A 17671-nucleotide genomic window follows, 5' to 3' on the forward strand; every position below is an offset into this window, starting at 1 on the left:
TCGGCGCGCGCCCGGCACACCGGCCGTTCAGATCAGCTCGAGCTTCGACGTCAGGTAGGTGAGCTGGATCCGGTTCGCGACGCCGAAGCGTTTGCGCAGCTTGCGCAGGTGATAGTCGACGTTGTGCGCGCTGGTGTCGAGGCGCCGCCCGATTTCCTTGTCCGACGCGCCTTCGGCGATGCCGCGCAGCAGTTCCTGCTCGAACGGCGTGAGGCCGTTCACCGAGCGCTCGCGCGACGTCGAGATCAGTTGCGGCGACGCGAACTTGTGCACCGACAGCCCGATCGACAGCGCCTGCTCGACGGTGGCCGGCGTGATCCATTCGCGCGTGCGGCGCGGCGCGGTGAAGCTCATGAACGCATGCAGCCGCGTGCCGGGCACGGCCATCGAATACATGACCCCGCTGCACATCCCGTCGTCCTGCATCGTCTGCAGGAAACCGTCGAGCGCGGCGGCCGGCACGCTCGCGCCGTCGTCGCGCTGCTGGTGCTGCCGGCGCAACTGCTGAAGGTCCCACACGATCGGCATGTTGCACACGCGCGCGCCGAGCGTGCGCGGATCGACGTCGTGATGGTTGTGCCGCACGTAGTCGCCACGGTAGGTCGCGGGCGTGAACGCTTCGTGCAGATAGAGGCTCTCGACGCGGTCGTGCGCGAATTCGAGCGCGAAGTATGCGAACGTCGAGAAGCCGGTGAGGTGCAGCAGGCTCGTGACGATCCGATTGCGCTCGGCAGTGCTCTGCGCCTGCCCGAGCGTGTCCGCGACGCCGAGCCGCGGCGCGTGCGGCTGCGCGGGCTCGCCGCGGTTCACGTCATCGCACCAGACGACCTGAACCGGGCGCGCGCGCAGCGCGTCGGCGCGGCACGCCGGATCGCAGGAAGGAAATTGAAAGCCTGGGGCGACTGCTTCTTCGTGCAATGCAATTTCGGACATGAGACATCCCTCGGAACCGACGCGCAACGCCGCGACGCCGTTTCGTCAACGGCGGCCCGCAGCGCAGCGATCGAAACATCGTGTGTTATGTACGCCGATCGTCATCCTGACGAAGTGCGGGGGCATTGTACAAAAATGCCTGTGTGCGCGTAATATGCCGTAATACTAATCGCGCTGAAAGTTTCATGCAGAGGCGTGAATCGGATCGTAACCAGATCACAAAAAAAAGACCAAGTCGTGTCGGGGCTGCTGGATAGACCTAATTGGGAAAAGGGGCGGGCTCCTCATGACACATGCTGACGGTACGCCACTCGTCGAGTGGTTCTCGCAGGCCGACCTGGCGGTCGCCGCCGCGTATTCGAGCAGTTTCCAGGCGGCGAACCGGGAGGTTCTTACCGCCATTCAATATGCATCCGGTAAATCCGACCCGGGCGCATTCGACTTTGCGCAATGCCATGCACGTCTGCGTCAAATCGGTTTCAGCACGCTCGGTTATGGCGCATATGAAATGATCGGGCGGCGCATTCTCTGCGCGCACCTGTTGCGCGATCTCGCGCCGCCGACGTTCATGCAGCCGTATATCGAGCAGATGCTCTACGAAACCGATCCGCGTTTCGCGCAGGTGCGGCAAAGCGGCTTTCCGGTTGCATGGCGGCTCGACGAGATCGAGGCGGCCGCGCAGCGCGGCGGCGACCGCAAGGTGCTCGCGCTCGCGGGCCACCTGCGCGCGCATGCGATGAACAGCGGCGTGATCTTCAGCCTGTCAGCGCCGCGGCTCGACCTGCGGGTGGCGGTGAACCTGACCGCCGAGGCGCACGACACCGACTGGATCGACGATCGCGTGATCGGCGGCGCGCTGTCGGTCAGCCTCGCGGTGCACCGCGTCGCGCTGCCGTTCCTCGAGGCGCGCATCGCGCGCACGCGCGGCTTCGCGCTCGGCCAGGAGCAGCAGGCGGTGCTCGATCGTCTCGTGCACGGGCTGTCCGACCAGGAGATCGCGAGCGCGCTGCGCACGTCGCTGCACAAGGTCGGCCATCACATCCGCTCGCTCGAAAAACTCTTCAACGTGCAGAACCGCGCGCAGCTCGCGTATCTCGCCGGGCGGCGCCTGCGCGCATGACGGGAACGGTTCCGGCGGCGCGTCGTGCGGCCTGCCGCCGGGGTTTCGTAGTCCGATTCGTCCGCCCCTGACAAACCGCCCGCCGTGCTACGAGGCGGGTGCCTTTTTCCCCCGTATCCCGTCGCTACACTCGTCGCATTCAAAAGCACCGCGCGCGGCGGGGGCGCGGTCGCCCATGCCCGTTCGCGATTCCGAGAGGGCGACGACACGATGGCAGAACCGAAGGCGCTTCCCCGCGACTGGCAGCGGATGTTTTCCGCCGGCCGCGGCGTGTCCGCGCGCCGCCTCGGCGCGTCGCCGCGCGCCGATCTGTTCCTCGCCGCGTTCATCGTCGCGGTGGTCGCGCTGTTCATCCTGCCGCTGCCGCAGGTCGCGCTCGACGGGATGATCTCGCTGAACCTCGCGGCGAGCGTCGTGCTGCTGACGGTGTCGACCTACGTGCCGTCGGCGGTCAGCTTCTCGTCGTTTCCCGCGCTGCTGCTGTTCACCACGCTGTTCCGGCTCGCGCTGAACATCGCGTCGTGCAAGCTGATCCTGCTGCATGCGAACGCGGGCCACGTGATCGACGCGTTCGGCCGCCTCGTGGTGGGCAACAACGTGGTGGTGGGCGGCGTGGTGTTCCTGGTGATCGCGGTCGTGCAGTTCATCGTGATTGCAAAAGGATCGGAGCGGGTGGCCGAAGTCGGCGCGCGCTTCTCGCTCGACGCGATGCCCGGCAAGCAGATGAGCATCGACGCCGACCTGCGCGCGGGCATCATCAGCGCCGACGACGCGCGCGAGCGCCGCGAGAAGCTCGAGCAGGAATCGCAGATGCACGGCGCGATGGACGGCGCGATGAAGTTCGTGAAGGGCGACGCGATCGCGGGGCTCGTGATCGCGTTCATCAACATCGTCGCGGGGATCGCGGTCGGCACGCTGATGCACGGGATGGGCATCGGCGACGCGCTGCAACGCTACGCGATCCTGACGGTCGGCGACGGGATGGCTTCGCAGATTCCGTCGCTGCTCGTGTCGATCGCCGCGGGCATCGTGACGACGCGGGTTGCGACGCGCGATGCGCGCCAGCGCCAGCTGGGCGAGCAGCTGGGCGAGCAGCTCGGCGCGCACCCGCGCGCGCTGCTGATCGCCGCGCTCGTGCTGGCCGGTTTCCTGGTGGTGCCCGGTTTCCCGAAGTGGTCGTTCGCGCTGATCGCGGGCGGCCTCGGCGCGTTCGCGTTCACGCAGCTCAAGCGCAAGACGATCGCGCCGAGCTTCAACCTGATCCACCTCGCGGGGCGCATCGGCGCGGCCGACGACGGGCAGCCCGCGAAGGCGGCGCACGCGGCGGGCGTCACGTCGCTGATCGCGGTGTCGCTCGCCGACGACCTGCGCACGAGCCTGAACCTCGCGCAGCTGCAGTCGGCGCTGTCGAGCGCGAAGGCGCGCGTCGATGCCGACATCGGCACGGTGTTCCCGCGCATCACGCTGAACGACGACGAAGGCGCGGCGGCCGGCACCTACCGGATCTATTTGCAGGACGTGCTCGCCGCGCACGGCGCGCTGAAGCCGGGCTGGCTGCTGTGGGACGGCGCGTCGCCGCTGCCGGAGCGCGCGGAGCGCCAGCCGGCCGAGGCGTTCGGGCCGTTCGCGACCGCGCTGTGGATCAAGCCCGACGGCGCGGCGCCGGACGGCAAGTGGCTCGCGAGCGAAGCCGCGCTCGCCGCGCACGTCGAGCAGGTCGTGCGCCGGCATGCGGACGAATTGCTCGGCATCCAGGAAACCCAGGCGCTCGTGCATCTGGTGCGGCGCGACCACCCCGAGCTCGTCGGCGAGCTGACGCGGCTCGTGCCGCTGCAGCGCGTGACCGAGGTGCTGCGCCGGCTGCTCGCCGAGCAGGTGCCGATCCGCAACCTGCGCGTGATCTTCGAGAGCCTCATCACGTGGGCGCCGAACGAGCCCGACGACGTGATCGCGCTGGTCGAGCTCGTGCGCGTCGACCTGCGCCGGATGATCACCGATCGCCACGCGGGCGAGACGCGCCAGCTGCGCGTCGTGCTGTTCGAGCAGAACCTGCAGGAGCGCATCGAAAGCGCGGTGATGCGCACCAAGCAGGGCAATTTCCTCGCGCTGTCGAGCGCGGTGAAGCAGGACATCGGCGAGCAGGTGCGCGCGGTCGTGCAAGCGGCGCAGGCGGCCGGCGCCGGCGGCCCGCACGGCGCGGCGCAGCTCGCGGTGATGGTCGCGCTCGGCGCGCGCCGCTACGTGAAGACGATCCTGCAGCCGGTGCTGCCCGATCTCGCGGTGCTGTCGTACCAGGAAATCGAGGAAGACGTGCAGCTGCACACGGTCGGCTGGGTCAAGAACCCGCCGGACGACGGCACGCTCGGCGCGGGCGCCGACGTGCGTGCACCGGGGGGCGCGCGATGAGCCCCTCGACGATTCTCGATCTCACCCGCCAGGCGCTGATGCTGGTGCTGCTGCTGTCGCTGCCGATCGTCGCGATCGCGACGGTCACGGGCCTCGTCGTCGCGATCCTGCAGGCGGTCACGCAGGTGCAGGACGCCAACATCGGCATCGCGGTGCGGCTGATCGCCGTGATGGTCGCGCTCGTGCTGCTGTCCGGCTGGCTCGGCGGCGAAGTGCTGCGCTTCGCGCAGCAGGCGCTCGAACGCATGTTCGTTTCTTCCACAGGAGTCCTTTGATGCGCCGACGCGTTGCCTCGGTCTGGTTCCAACCCCGCAGCCTGCAACGGGCCGCGCTTGCGCTGTGCGCGACGGCGCTGCTGTCGGCGTCGCTGGGCATGACGCTCGCGCAGCCCGCGCGCGCCGCGGATCTGCGCTGGCGCAACAAGCCGTTCACGATCGTCGCGAACGGCAAGAAGATCGCCGATTTCATCCGCGAGCTGGCCGCGTCGCAGGACGTGACGGCGGTCGTCGACCCGAAGGTCGACGGCGTGATCAGCGGCCGCTTCTCGGGCACGCCGCAGCAGACGCTCGACACGATCTGCTCGACCTACGGGCTCACCTGGTATTACGACGGCTCGTTCCTGTACGTCGATCCGGCCGACCAGTCGCAGACGCAGATGATCCCGATCCCGCCGAACGCGGCGGGCGAGGTCGGCCGCGCGCTGCAGGCGATGCAGATCGCCGACAAGCGCTTCACGCTCGTGATCAACGACCGCGCGAACAGCGTGTACGTGTCGGGGCCGCGCCGCTATGTCGAGCTCGTGCGGCAGGCGATCGGCACCGTCGGCGATCCGGCCGCGAACGGCCAGCATGCGGACATCCGCGCGTTCCGCCTCAAGTACGGCTGGGCGTCGGACTTCACGATCAACCGCTCGGGCAAGGAAGTCACGGTGCCGGGCGTCGCGACGATCCTGAACCGCTTGTTCGGCAAGGGCGGCGGCGGCGCGGGATTGACGCCCGCGGGCGCGCCGCTCGGGCAGGCCGCGCGCCAGGTGAAGCTCGGCTCGGGGCTGACGATCGCGGTGCCGCGCCTCGATTTCCCGGACATCTCCGGCGGCCCGCGCTCGGGCGCGTACGGCGGCGGCAGCAGCGACGCGGCGGGCGCGTTCTCGCCGTTCTCGAGCGCGGGCGGCGGCGACACGCTGCCGCAGATCGTCGCCGACCCCGCGATCAACGCGGTGATCGTGCGCGACCTGCCTGAGAACATGTACCGCTACCAGTCGCTGATCAGCCAGCTCGACGAGCGCCCGCGCATCGTCGAGATCAACGTGACGATCATCGACATCAACGAGGATTCGCTCGACAGCCTCGGCATCGACTGGCGGCTGCACACGAAGCACGGCGACGTGCAGATCGGCAACGGCGCGAGCCCGCTGAAGGGCAACTCGCAGTTCAACGGCGCGGGCAACCCGCCGCTCACGTTCGGCGTCGGCACGAGCGAGACCGGCCAGACCGGCGCGTTCATGCCGACCGGCATCGCGCTCACGGCGTCGATCGGCGGCTCGCTGCGCAACTACCTGCTGACGCGCGTGAACGCGCTCGCGCAGAAGGGGCAGGCGCAGCTGCATTCGAAGCCGAAGGTGCTCGCGCTCGACAACACCGAGGCCATCCTCGAGAACCTCACGCAGTTCTACGTGCAGGTGCAGGGCTACCAGGATTCGTCGCTGTACAGCGTGACGACGGGCACCAGCATCAAGGTCACGCCGATGATCGTCGACGAGGCCGCGCGGGCCGCCGCCGCGGCGGCCGGCAACCCGCAGAGCGTGATGATGTCGATCGACATCCAGGACGGCAACATCGTGCCGGGGGCGTCGGTGTCGAACGTGCCGGTGATCCAGCAGCGCAACATCGTCACGAAGACGATGATCGACGAAGGCAAGAGTCTGCTGATCGCGGGCTTCAACGACGACGAGGTGCGGCTGAACAAGAGCGGCGTGCCGTGGCTGTCGGATATTCCGCTGATCGGCAACCTGTTCAAGTACACCGACAAGTCGGGCAACCACATGGAGCGCTTCTACCTGCTGACGCCGCGCGTGGTGACGGCCGCGTCGATGTACGCGCCGGACGGCGCGCCGGTGAACCCGGGCGCCGGCGCGGCGGCGGGCCCCGAAGGGCTGTCGATGTACCGGCCGCCCGACAACGACGTCGCGGTGCCGCTGACGCCGAAGCCGCTGCCCGGCACGAAGTTCGGCCCGCCCGCGCTGCCGCCGCCGAAGGACGCGGCCGCGCAGCCCGCGACGGCGACGACCGCAGGAGCATCCACCCATGTCGACGAGCATCACTGAACCGCACGGCGGCGACGGCATGGCGCCCGGCGGCGCGGGCAGCGGCGCGGCCGCGCCCGCGCTCGTCTCGCCGTGGAACCTGTGCTTCCTGAGCGGGCCGATGTACGGCCGCACGATGTCGCTCGCGCGCGGCGCGAACTGGATCGGCACGTCGGCCGATTGCGAGGTGATCCTGCCCGATCGCGAGATCGGCGCGAAGCAGGTGTGCCTGCAGGTCGGCGCGCTCGCGGTGACGGTGCAGGACCACGGCGGCGACGCCGGCGCGCCGGTGCTGTTCAACGATGCGCCGCTCGGCGCGGGGCGCCGCTCGCTGACGCCGCAGGACGTCGTGACGGTCGGCTCGATCCGGCTCGGCATCGCGCGGCACGCGCAGGCGAGCGTCGCGGTGCCGGACGAGCGCGACGCGCCCGAGGCCGCGCGCGAGGCGGCCTGGCTCGGCTGGCTCACGGGTGGGCTGCGCCGGCTCGGCAGCCGGCGGCTCGTGCTCGCGGTCGTTGCGCTGTGGGTCGGCGTGCTGCTCGGCGCGCTCGGCTACGGGCTCGTCGCGTGGTCGGGCCGGCTGCCGTGGCAGCACGAATCGGTGCTCGCGCGCACGCACCGGCTGCAGCAGCTGCTGCATGCGTATCCGGAACTGGCGGTGACGCCGCGCGACGACGGCGTGATCGTGTCCGGCTACGTGAGCGACGCGGCCGCACGCGAGCGCGTCGCGCAGATCGTCGCGGGCGTCGACAACGCGGCGCTCGGCAACCTCTACGTGGTGAGCGATCTCGTCGCGACCGCGCAGACCTATTTCAGCGATACGGCGCTGACGGTGTCGTATCTCGGCCGCGGCCGCATCGAGCTGACCGGCACGGCCGCGCGCGCGCAGATCGAGCCGCGCATCCGCAACTACATGAAGGACGCGCGCCCGGCGCTGGAAGTCGTCGATCACGTGGGCGACGCGCAAGCCGCCGCGCCGCGCGTGACGGCCACGCTCGGCGGCACCGCCGGGATTCCGGAGATCACGACCGTGTTCGCGGGCGACGGCGACCAGCGCTACATCGAGACGGTCGACGGCAACCGCTATTTCGAGGGCGCGAAGCTGAAGGACGGGCCGAGCGTCGTGTCGATCGGCGCGGACGAAGTGGTGTTCGAGCGCAACGGCCAGCGGATCACGATGCCGCTCGGCGGCGTGCCGGCAGCCGCGCCCGAGCGCGCGCTGGCGCCGCCCGTGCCGCCGGTGACACCGCTTGCGAGCGGCGCGGCGGCGGGCGTCGCGCAGCCGGTGCCGGGGCCCGTGCTGCCGGGCGCGCATGCAGTGGCAAGCGGGGCGGCGCGATAGCGCCGCGACGAATCAGGCGCCGCGCGCGATGCGCGGGGCGCGACGGACGCGAGGCGCCGCCTGCGGGCGGCGGCTCACGTGGCCGGCGCAGCATGGGGCTGCCGCCGGCGTGGACTGGAACCTTACGTAAAGGAGCGAAACATGGGTGGCTCGACAGGCGGTGTGACGAATACGGGCGATGTCCAGAAGCAGGCGGACGACCTGACCAAGACGCAGCTGGAGCTGACGAAGATCAACTTCCAGGTGCAGCAGTCGACGGCGACGTTCGAAACCAGCAACGCGGTGACCGCGCAGGAGGGGACGGCGAACGCCCAGGTTGCGCAACACCTGAGTTCCGCCGGCCGCGCATGACGCCGGCCGCCGGCCGTGCCGCGCACGCGGCGCGGCCGGTTGCGGACCGGTCGGCACGGATGGACACGACCCGCAGCAAGGAGGACAGATCATGTCAGTGACAGGCGTAGGCGCGCCGGGCGCGGCCGCGCTCGCGAGCGGCGCGCAGCAGCAGGCGGGCGCGGCGTCCGACCCGGCGCAGGTCCGGCAGTTCGACGCGCTGATGCAGCCGGGCGCGCCGGCGGCGGATGCATCGGCCGCCCATGCGTCGGGCGCGTCGGCGCGCGCCGCGCAGGTGCGGCCCGATGCGGCGCCGACGGTGCGGATGACGCCGGCCCAGGCGAACGCGTCGTCGCTCGTCGAGCGTTTGCGCACGTACGGCAACGACCTCGACGCGCGGTACGCGAACATCGACAGGCATCGCACCGAGATGCTGACGTCGATGGCGGACAACCGCAGCGACCCGCTGATGACGATGGTGAAGGCGATGGATTTCCAGTGGACGGCGACCACCACGATTTCGGAATACCAGTTGAGCCTGTCGGTCGCGCAGGCGGCGAACGGCTTCACGCACACCGTGCTGAAGACGCAGGAGTGACGCACAGGGGCGCGCGTGGCCGCGAGGCGGCGCGCGCCGGAAACGCGGACATACGATGACGACGATCGATTCGACGCCGCGCGCTGCCGCGTGGCGCAGCCGGGCGGCGCGCGCGCTGCTCGCGGGCATGCTCGTGCTGCTCGCCGGCTGCCAGAAGGAGCTGTACTCCGGCCTCACCGAGGTCGATGCGAACCAGATGATCGCGGTGCTCGGCGATGCGGGCATCAGCGCGGCGAAGGACAACGACGCGCGCGATGCGTCGGACCGCGGCGCGTGGCAGGTGAGCGTGGCGGACGGCGACCTGCACGCGGCGCTCGGCGTGCTGCGCGCGAACGGGCTGCCGAAGCCGAGCTACGCGAGCCTCGGCGAGCTGTTCCAGAAGCAGGGGCTCGTGTCGACGCCGGCCGAGGAGCGCGTGCGCTACCTGTACGGCGTGTCGCAGGACCTGTCGCGCACGCTGCAGGACATCGAGGGCGTGGTGGTCGCGCGCGTGCAGGTCGTGATCCCCGAGAACGACCCGCTCGCGGACAAGATCCGGCCGTCGTCGGCCGCGGTCTACATCCGCTACCGGCCCGGCATCGACCTGCGCGCGATGGCGCCGATGGTCAAGGATCTCGTGGCGCACAGCATCGAGGGGCTGCAGTACGACAACGTGTCGCTGTTCCTGCAGCCGGCTGCCGAACGCGCGGCGCGGGTCGACGGGATCGCCGGCGCGCTGACCGACATCGTGCGGCTGCGTTCGCCGCTCGGCTGGCTCGTGTTCGCGCTGATCCTGCTGACCTGCGCGGTGATCGCGCTGTCGGCCGCGCGGCGCGGGATGTTCGGCGCGCGGCTCGCGGGCCTCGTCGGCGCGGCGCGCGGCGCCAACCCGCCGGCCGGCGGCGGCACGCTGCGCGCGCCGGACGGCGCGCGCGACGGCGCATGAGCGATCCGCACGCGCCGCACGCGGCGGGCGATGCCGTGCCGCTGCCCTGGCTGCAGCCGCTCGCGCCGCCGCCCGCCGCGCGGCGCGGCGCGTTCTACGGGCTCGTCTGCGACTTCAACCTGCGGCCCGACCGCTACCTGCACGTGACGCGCGTGCCGGCCGACTGGCCCGCGCGCTACCGCTCGCCGGACGCGTTCGGCGCGGCCGGGCGGAAGCTCGTCGCGCGCCACCTGCTCGACGCGCACGGCGTCGCGCAGCGGCACGACTTCGACGCGGCGAACCCGTGCGCGCGGCTCGCGCTGCTGCCCGGCGCGGCGCTCGAACAGCTCGCATCGTATGCGGGCCTGCTGCTGCATCGCGCGTGGCTGCGCGACGCGCTGCCGGTGCGGCGGATCCGCGCGGAAATCGCCGCGAAGTTCGGCGGCGATGCGCTCGACCTCGCGCTCGAACGCGCGCCGGCCTTCGACGCGCTCGCGGAGACGCTCGAGCCGTGGCGCGGCGAGCCGGCGGCCCTGCCCGCGGCGATCCGCGCGCGCGGCGGCCGGCTGCTCGCGGATTTCATCGGCGCGTCGGGCGATGCGGTCGCGCGGCGCGTGCGATTGAAGTTCAACCGCGCGATCGACGACGAGGTGCCGTACTGGCTGAACCGCGCGCAGCGCGACCAGTTCGGCGAACTGCTGTTCCTGTTTCTGATTCCCGAGAGGCTCGCGTCATGGGACTGGCTTTTCTGATCACGAGCGACAACCTGCAGCTGTTGTCGGAGCGCAAGGTGCTCAAGGAGCGCGAATACGCGGCGCTGCTCGATGCGTCCGCGGTGATCGCGACCGCACACGAGGAGGCGGCGCGCATCGTCGCCGATGCGCAGCGCGAGTTCGACAAGCGGCAAGCGGCCGGCTACGACGAAGGGATGCGGCGCGCGCAGCGCGAGGCGGCCGCGCACGCGTATGCGCAGTCGCTCGCCGCCGCGCGCACGATGGAATCGATGAAGGATGCGATGGCCGACATCGTCGTGAAGGCGGTGCGTGCGATCGTCGGCGAGACGAGCACGCAGAAGCTGTACGAGGCCGCGCTCGCGCGGATCGTGCCGCTCGTGCGCGACGAGCCGTTCCTGACGGTGCGCGTCGCGCCGGGCCGCGAGGCCGAGATGCGGGACGCGCTCGCGGGCGCGTTCGCGGCGCAGTCGGCGCGGCAGAAGATCCGCATCGTCGAGGATGCGCAGCTCGAGCGCCATGCGTGCACGGTCGAGACGCCGTCGGGGCGCATCGACGCGAGCCTCGACCTGCAGATCGACGCGCTGCGGCAGGCGATCCGCCGCGACGCGCTGAAGGGCGCCGCGCGATGAGCGCGCCGTTCGACGCGGCCGGCGTGCCGATCGGCCAGGACCACGACGACGCCGACGTCGACGCCGCGCCGTTCGACCGCGGCCGCCTCGTCGACGAGCTCGACGCGGGGCTCGCGTTCTTCTCGCCGGTGTCGGTGCAGGGCCGCGTGAACCATGCGGTCGGGCAGATCCTCAACGCGACCGGCATCCGCGCACGGCTCGGCGAGATCTGCGAGCTGCGCACGCCGAACCAGCCGACGCTGCTCGCGGAAGTGGTCGGCTTCTCGCGGCAGACGACGCTGCTCACGCCGCTCGGCGACGTCGCCGGGCTGTCGCCGGAAACCACCGTCGTGCCGTCCGGCCGCGAGCACGTGTTCGCGGTCGGCGACGGCCTGTTCGGCCGTGTGCTCGACGGGCTCGGCCGGCCGCTCGATGGCCGCGGGCCGGTGGCGGGCGCCGCGTGGGCGTCGACGCAGCAGGATCCGCCGAACCCGCTCGCGCGGCAGATGATCGACACGCCGTTCGCGACCGGCGTGCGCGTGATCGACGGGCTGATGACGCTCGGCGTCGGGCAGCGGGTGGGCATCTTCGCGCCGTCCGGCGTCGGCAAGAGCACGCTGCTCGGGATGATCGCGCGCGGCGCGCAGGCGGACGTCAACGTGATCGCGCTGGTGGGCGAGCGCGGCCGCGAGGTGCGCGAATTCATCGAGCACAGCCTGTCGCCGGAGGTGCGCGCGCGTTCGATCGTCGTGGTGTCGACGTCGGACCGCCCCGCGATGGAGCGCGTGAAATCCGCGCTCGTCGCGACCGCGATCGCCGAGCATTTCCGCGACGCGGGCCAGCGCGTGCTGCTGCTCGTCGATTCGCTGACGCGCTTCGCGCGCGCGCAGCGCGAGGTCGGGCTCGCGAGCGGCGAGCCGCCGACGCGGCGCAGCTTCCCGCCGTCGACGTTCGCGGTGCTGCCGCGCCTGCTCGAACGCGCGGGGCAGGGCGCGCGCGGGTCGATCACCGCGCTGTACACGGTGCTCGTCGAAGGCGACGAGGAATCCGACCCGATCGCCGAGGAAGTGCGCTCGATCCTCGACGGCCATATCGTGCTGTCGCGCAAGATCGCGCTCGCGAACCGCTATCCGGCGATCGACGTGCTCGCGAGCCTGTCGCGCGTGATGCCGCTCGTCGCGAGCCGCGCGCACCAGCAGGCGGCCGCGCGCGTGCGCGAGCTGATCGCGAAGTACCAGGAGATCGAGCTGCTGGTGCAGATCGGCGAATATCGCGAGGGCAGCGACCGGCTCGGCGATCTCGCGCTGCGCGCGCGCGACGCGATCGCCGCGTTCTGCGCGCAGGCGTCGCACGAGGACGTGCGCTTCGACGCGTTGCTCGCGCGCCTGACGAAGCTGGCGAACGACCATGTCTGAAGCCGACGACCGCGCGGTGCTCGCGACGCTTGCGCGCCTGAAGCGCGTGCGGGAGATGCGCAGCCAGCTCGCGCGCGTGGCGGCCGCGCGCCAGCAGGGCATCGCCGCGCAGAGCCGCCGCACGCTCGATGCGGCGCATGCGCGGCTCGCGCAGCACGTCGCCGCGAAAGCGGCGGTGCAGACCCGGCTCGCGGATGATGCGCGCGAAGCGCGGGCGCTGCAGAACGCGGCGGCCGACACGCGTACGTTCGACTGGCATATCGGCACCGCGAACCATTCGGTGCGCGAGGCGGCCAGCGTGCATCGCGGCCACGAAGCGGAACTCGCCGACCTGCAGCGCGCCGCGCGCAAGGCGAAGGCCGCCGAGGACAAGCTCGACAAGGCCGGCGAGAAGGCGCTGCAGGCGCGCGCCGCGCGCGTCGAGCGCGAAGCCGACGACCTCGCCGACGACGTCGCGATGCGGCGCTTCGCGACGGCGGGTGCGTGGGCGAAAGGGATGGGCGGCGATGCCGATGCGGCGCTCGCCGCCGTGTTCGATGCCGAGATGGCGGGGGAGGCCGCCGCTGGCGATTCGTCGGATGGGGCGGGACACGCAAACGTACCCGTCACCGTAACCGCGCAGGGCCGGGGTGACGACATCGACACCGGTGGCGCCGGCCAGCATGCCGCGGGTGTCGCGTGGTCCGGCGGCGAGCGCATCGTTGCCGGCGAACCCGGCCGCCGCGATCGCGCCGAGGGCCGCCGCGCCCGCGCCGTCGCATCGGACGAGCTCCCGCCCGCCCCCGCCGCGGAGCGCCGATGCTAGACCATGCGACGGGCTTCAACGACATCGCGGGCACGCTGCGGCCGCTGCTGTACGTGATGCCGCGCCTGCTGCCGATCATGTTCGTCGTGCCGGTGTTCAACGAGCAGATCATCACGGGGCTCGTGCGCAACGGGATCGCGGTCGTGATCGCCGCATTCGTCGCGCCGGTGATCGACCCCGCGCAGGTCGCCGCGCTGCCGTTCCTGATGTGGTGCCTGCTGGTCGCGAAGGAGGCGGTGGTCGGGATGCTGCTCGCGGGCGCGTTCAGCGCGGTGCTGTTCGCGATCCAGGGCGTCGGCTACCTGATCGATTTCCAGACCGGCAGCGGCAGCGCCGCGTTCTTCGACCCGATGGGCGGGCACGAGGGCGGCCCGACCTCAGGGTTCCTGAATTTCGTCGCGATCGCGCTGTTCGTCACCGCGGGCGGGCTGCAGGTGCTCGTGCAACTGTTCGCGCAGTCGTACGCGTGGTGGCCGATCGGCTCGCTCGGCCCGGATTTCTCGTCGATGCTGCAGACCTTCGTGGTGCGTCAGACCGACACGATCTTCGACTGGATGGTGAAGCTGTCGGCGCCGGTCGTGATCGTGCTGGTGCTCGTCGAGCTCGGCATCGGCCTCGTCGGGCGCGCGGTGCCGCAGCTGAACATCTTCGTGTTCGCGCAGCCGGTGAAGAGCGCGCTCGCGATGCTGATGATGGTGCTGTTCCTGCCGGTCGTCTACGCGTCGCTGCATGCGCTGCTGAGCCCCGACAGCGGATTGATGGCGCTGCTGCGCGCGCTGTTCGCGCCGCCCGGCGTGACCTGACGGCGCGCGCATGGCCGAAAAGAACCAGAAGCCCACCGAGAAGCGCCTGCGCGAGGCGCGCGAGAAAGGCGATGTTCCCAAGAGCGCCGAGACGGTGTCGACCGCGTTCTTCGTCGGCGCGTGCGCGGCGCTCGCGGTCGGGCTCGGCGCGCTGTTCGCGCGGCTGCAGGCGCTGTTTCGCAGCGTGTTCGACGCGATCGGCGCGGCCGACCCCGGCGCGCGGCTCGCGGCGCTCGTCGCGGGCGCCGCGCGCGACTGGATGACGCTGTCGGCGCAGATCGCCGGCGCGGGCCTCGTGCTCGCGCTGCTCGCGGGCTTCGTGCAGGTGGGCGGCGTGATGGCGTGGAGCCGCCTCGTGCCGCAGCTGTCGCGGCTGAACCCCGCCGAGGGGCTGAAGAACATGGTGTCGCTGCGCAACCTCGTCAATCTCGCGAAGATGCTGCTGAAGACGACGCTGCTCGTCGCGACGCTCGGCTGGCTGATCGTCGAGTCGCTCGATCCGTCGGTGCAGTCCGGCTTCACGCGGCCGATGTCGATCCTCGCGCTGATCGTGAAGCTGCTGATGCTGCTGTTCGGCTGGGCTGCGCTGATCTACATCGTGATGGCGATCATCGACATCGTCCACCAGCGCCACGAATTCAACCGGAAGATGAAGATGTCGATCGACGAGGTGCGCCGCGAGCACAAGGAGGACCAGGGCGATCCGCACATCCAGGCGAAGCGCCGGCAGCTCGCGCGCGAGCTGCAGTATGCGTCGCTGCAGGACCGCATCGACTTCGCGTCGGTCGTCGTGTATTCGCCGCGCGTCGCGGTCGCGCTGTACTACGGCGGGCTCGGCTCGCTGCCGTGGGTGCTCGCGCGCGGCGAGGGCGAGGCGGCCGAGCGGATCGTGAAGCTCGCGCGCGACGCGCTGCGCCCGACGCTCGCGAACGTCGGCCTCGCACAGGCGCTGTACGACACCACCCCGGAAAACGGCACGATTCCCGCGCAGCATTTTCGCGAGGTGGCGGCGCTGCTGAAGTGGGCGACCGGCACGAACTGATCGTTGCCGGTGGCGCCGCAATCGTCATATCTATTGCCGAAACTGGTTTCGGATTGCTACCAATGTTTCCCTTTGCGCAGCGGTATTCCGCTTCGTTTCGGCGTCCGTATGCGTTGCGGCCCGTGCGCCGCGTCATTCGATGCGACCCTTTTCAGCGCCGATTTTCTGCCGGCGCTTGACACCAATTTTTTTAGAGGGTCACTGCGCAGGGCCGCGAATTATTGACGATTTATTTCTTCGTAACATGGCCCGACCGTCGCGCCCGATGGCGTGCGGCAAGGCGCCGGGCGCCGTGCGCGACGGGATCGGACAACAGACAGGCAAGAACATGTGCGGAATCGACGGCTTTCTGACTAGCGTCGCCTTCGAAGAGGAGACTGCGCGCGCGACCCTCGCGCGGATGACGGCAAGCCTCGCGCATCGCGGGCCCGACGGCCAGGGGATCTGGCTCGATGCGCAAGCCGGCATCGCGCTCGGCCACCGGCGGCTCGCGATCGTCGACCTGTCGGTGCATGGCCGGCAGCCGATGGCGTCCGCATGCGGGCGCTACGTCCTCGTCTTCAACGGCGAAATCTACAACCACCGCGCGCTGCGCGACGAACTCGAGCGCGCCGGCCGCGCGCCCACCTGGCGCGGCCACTCCGACAGCGAAGTGCTGCTCGCGGCGATCGCCGCCTGGGGCATCGAGGCCACGCTTAAGCGCGCGACCGGAATGTTCGCGATCGCGCTGTGGAACCGCGAATCGCGCGTGCTGACGCTCGCGCGCGACCGGATCGGCGAGAAGCCGCTCTATTACGGCCGGATCGGCGACGCGCTGGTGTTCGCGTCCGAGCTGAAGGCGCTGCGCCGCTACCCGGGCTTCGACGGCGAGATCGACCGCGACGCGCTGTGCCTGTACCTGCGGCAGTCGAGCGTGCCCGCGCCGTACACGATCTATCGCGGCATCCGCAAGCTGCCGCCCGGCACGTTCATGCAGTTCGAGCATGCGCGCGACACGCCGCGCGCGCGGGCGTACTGGACGCTCGAGCACGCGATCGAGGCGGGGCGCGACGAGCCGTTCGAGGGCAATGCGCGGGAGGCGGTCGACCAGCTCGACGCGGTGCTGCGCCGGGCCGTCGCGCGGCAGATGGAGGCGGACGTGCCGCTCGGCGCGTTCCTGTCGGGCGGCATCGATTCGTCGGCGATCGTCGCGTTGATGCAGGCGCAGTCGGCGACGCCGGTCGACACGTTCACGATCGGCTTCCACGAGGCCGGCTACGACGAGGCCGGCTATGCGAAGGCGGTCGCGCGCCATCTCGGCACGCGGCACACCGAGCTGTACGTGACCGCGGACCACGCGCTCGCGGCCGTGCCGAAGCTGCCGTCGATCTACGACGAGCCGTTTTCCGACGCGTCGCAGATCCCGACCTTCCTCGTGTCGGAGCTGACGCGCCGGCACGTGAAGGTGAGCCTGTCCGGCGACGGCGGCGACGAGCTGTTCGGCGGCTATACGCGCTATTTCCTGACGCCGCGCCTGTGGCGCAAGCTGCATCGCGTGCCGGCGGCCGTGCGCGCGCGGATCGCGGCCGCGCTGCATGCGCTGCGGCCCGATCATGCGGACCAGCTCGCGGCCGTCGCGCAGGGCGCGTGGGGCGGCGCGGAGGCGCGCGACGCGCCGGCGCGCATCGGCGACCGGCTGCACAAGCTCGGCCACGTGATGACGGCCGACAGCCGCATCGGGCTGTACCGGCTGCTGATGTCGGCGGTGCATCACCCCGAGCGCATCGCGCTCGCGGGGCAGGAGCCGCCTACGCCGCTCGACACCGCGAGCGCGTGGCCCGCGCACCTGAGCTTCGCCGAGCAGGCGATGGCGATCGACACGCTCACGTACCTGCCGACCGACATCCTCACGAAGGTCGATCGTGCGGCGATGGCCGTCAGCCTTGAAACGCGGATGCCGTTCCTCGACCATCACGTCGTCGAGTTCGCGTGGCGGCTGCCCGCGGAGATCCGGCTGCCCGACGGCCAGTCGAAGGTGCTGCTGCGCCGCCTGCTCGATGCGTACGTGCCGGCGTCGCTGATCGACCGGCCGAAGCAGGGCTTCTGCGCGCCGATCGACCACTGGCTGCGCGGCTCGCTGCGCGACTGGGCCGAGGCGCTGCTGCATCCCGCGCGGCTGCGCGAGGAGGGCTTCTTCGACGCGGCGGCGGTCGAGCGCCTGTGGCGGCAGCACCAGACCGGCCGGATGAACTGGCAGCACCAGCTGTGGACGGTGCTGATGTTCCAGGCGTGGCTGGAGGCGCAGCGGGCGGTGTGAGGCCGCGCGCATTGGTCGCCCTGCGGGCGCGGC

The 17671-nt window shown here is 70.9% G+C and carries 16 protein-coding genes; 15 read left to right on the plus strand and 1 reads right to left on the minus strand.

What is annotated here, in order from left to right:
- Nucleotides 1-27 precede the first annotated feature (27 nt).
- The gene (locus ABFO07_RS19145; RefSeq protein WP_060288756.1) at nucleotides 28-933 is read right to left on the minus strand and encodes a helix-turn-helix transcriptional regulator; all 906 of its coding nucleotides are present in this window, start codon (nucleotides 931-933) and stop codon (nucleotides 28-30) included.
- Nucleotides 934-1219: 286 nt separating this feature from the next.
- Between ABFO07_RS19145 and ABFO07_RS19150 the strand changes: the two genes are divergently transcribed.
- The 15 genes from ABFO07_RS19150 (at nucleotide 1220) to asnB (ending at nucleotide 17638) form a co-directional block, all read left to right on the plus strand.
- The gene (locus ABFO07_RS19150) at nucleotides 1220-2053 is read left to right on the plus strand and encodes an autoinducer binding domain-containing protein (protein WP_059563047.1); all 834 of its coding nucleotides are present in this window, start codon (nucleotides 1220-1222) and stop codon (nucleotides 2051-2053) included.
- Nucleotides 2054-2263: 210 nt separating this feature from the next.
- Nucleotides 2264-4459 (plus strand): type III secretion system export apparatus subunit SctV, encoded by a 2196-nt coding sequence (gene sctV / locus ABFO07_RS19155; protein ID WP_124481743.1) that lies wholly within the window; start codon nucleotides 2264-2266, stop codon nucleotides 4457-4459.
- Entirely contained in the window at nucleotides 4456-4734 is a 279-nt protein-coding gene (sctS, locus tag ABFO07_RS19160; RefSeq protein ID WP_059563045.1) for a type III secretion system export apparatus subunit SctS, read from the plus strand. The genes sctV and sctS overlap by 4 nt, the downstream gene beginning before the upstream one ends.
- On the plus strand, nucleotides 4734-6782 hold the full coding sequence (gene sctC / locus ABFO07_RS19165) for a type III secretion system outer membrane ring subunit SctC (RefSeq protein ID WP_347469404.1): 2049 nt from the start codon (nucleotides 4734-4736) through the stop codon (nucleotides 6780-6782). Before sctS ends, sctC begins: the two co-directional genes overlap by 1 nt.
- On the plus strand, nucleotides 6763-8103 hold the full coding sequence (gene sctD / locus ABFO07_RS19170; protein WP_347469405.1) for a type III secretion system inner membrane ring subunit SctD: 1341 nt from the start codon (nucleotides 6763-6765) through the stop codon (nucleotides 8101-8103). Before sctC ends, sctD begins: the two co-directional genes overlap by 20 nt.
- Before the next feature lie 141 nt (nucleotides 8104-8244).
- On the plus strand, nucleotides 8245-8454 hold the full coding sequence (locus ABFO07_RS19175) for a hypothetical protein (protein WP_026043875.1): 210 nt from the start codon (nucleotides 8245-8247) through the stop codon (nucleotides 8452-8454).
- Between the two features lie 91 nt (nucleotides 8455-8545).
- Nucleotides 8546-9031 (plus strand): hypothetical protein, encoded by a 486-nt coding sequence (locus ABFO07_RS19180; RefSeq protein WP_059906520.1) that lies wholly within the window; start codon nucleotides 8546-8548, stop codon nucleotides 9029-9031.
- Nucleotides 9032-9086: 55 nt separating this feature from the next.
- A complete protein-coding gene (sctJ, locus tag ABFO07_RS19185) occupies nucleotides 9087-9956 on the plus strand; it encodes a type III secretion system inner membrane ring lipoprotein SctJ (protein WP_347469406.1) in 870 nt (289 codons plus the stop codon).
- Complete coding sequence (locus ABFO07_RS19190) at nucleotides 9953-10687, plus strand: SctK family type III secretion system sorting platform protein (RefSeq protein WP_347469407.1); 735 nt, start codon at nucleotides 9953-9955, stop codon at nucleotides 10685-10687. Before sctJ ends, ABFO07_RS19190 begins: the two co-directional genes overlap by 4 nt.
- Entirely contained in the window at nucleotides 10669-11298 is a 630-nt protein-coding gene (sctL, locus tag ABFO07_RS19195; protein ID WP_059563039.1) for a type III secretion system stator protein SctL, read from the plus strand. Before ABFO07_RS19190 ends, sctL begins: the two co-directional genes overlap by 19 nt.
- Nucleotides 11295-12692, plus strand: coding sequence for a type III secretion system ATPase SctN (gene sctN, locus ABFO07_RS19200; RefSeq protein ID WP_059994546.1), 1398 nt, complete (start codon nucleotides 11295-11297; stop codon nucleotides 12690-12692). The genes sctL and sctN overlap by 4 nt, the downstream gene beginning before the upstream one ends.
- Nucleotides 12685-13497: a hypothetical protein gene (locus tag ABFO07_RS19205; protein WP_347469408.1), complete on the plus strand. Its 813-nt coding sequence runs from the start codon at nucleotides 12685-12687 to the stop codon at nucleotides 13495-13497. Before sctN ends, ABFO07_RS19205 begins: the two co-directional genes overlap by 8 nt.
- Complete coding sequence (gene sctT / locus ABFO07_RS19210) at nucleotides 13491-14300, plus strand: type III secretion system export apparatus subunit SctT (protein ID WP_059880069.1); 810 nt, start codon at nucleotides 13491-13493, stop codon at nucleotides 14298-14300. Before ABFO07_RS19205 ends, sctT begins: the two co-directional genes overlap by 7 nt.
- Nucleotides 14301-14310: 10 nt before the next feature.
- Nucleotides 14311-15342 (plus strand): EscU/YscU/HrcU family type III secretion system export apparatus switch protein, encoded by a 1032-nt coding sequence (locus ABFO07_RS19215; RefSeq protein WP_059804532.1) that lies wholly within the window; start codon nucleotides 14311-14313, stop codon nucleotides 15340-15342.
- A gap of 328 nt (nucleotides 15343-15670) precedes the next feature.
- Nucleotides 15671-17638: an asparagine synthase (glutamine-hydrolyzing) gene (asnB, locus tag ABFO07_RS19220; RefSeq protein ID WP_060148494.1), complete on the plus strand. Its 1968-nt coding sequence runs from the start codon at nucleotides 15671-15673 to the stop codon at nucleotides 17636-17638.
- Nucleotides 17639-17671 lie beyond the last annotated feature (33 nt).

Origin of the sequence: Burkholderia stagnalis, from assembly GCF_039848545.1 — a bacterium.
In the GTDB taxonomy this organism is placed as follows: domain Bacteria; phylum Pseudomonadota; class Gammaproteobacteria; order Burkholderiales; family Burkholderiaceae; genus Burkholderia; species Burkholderia stagnalis.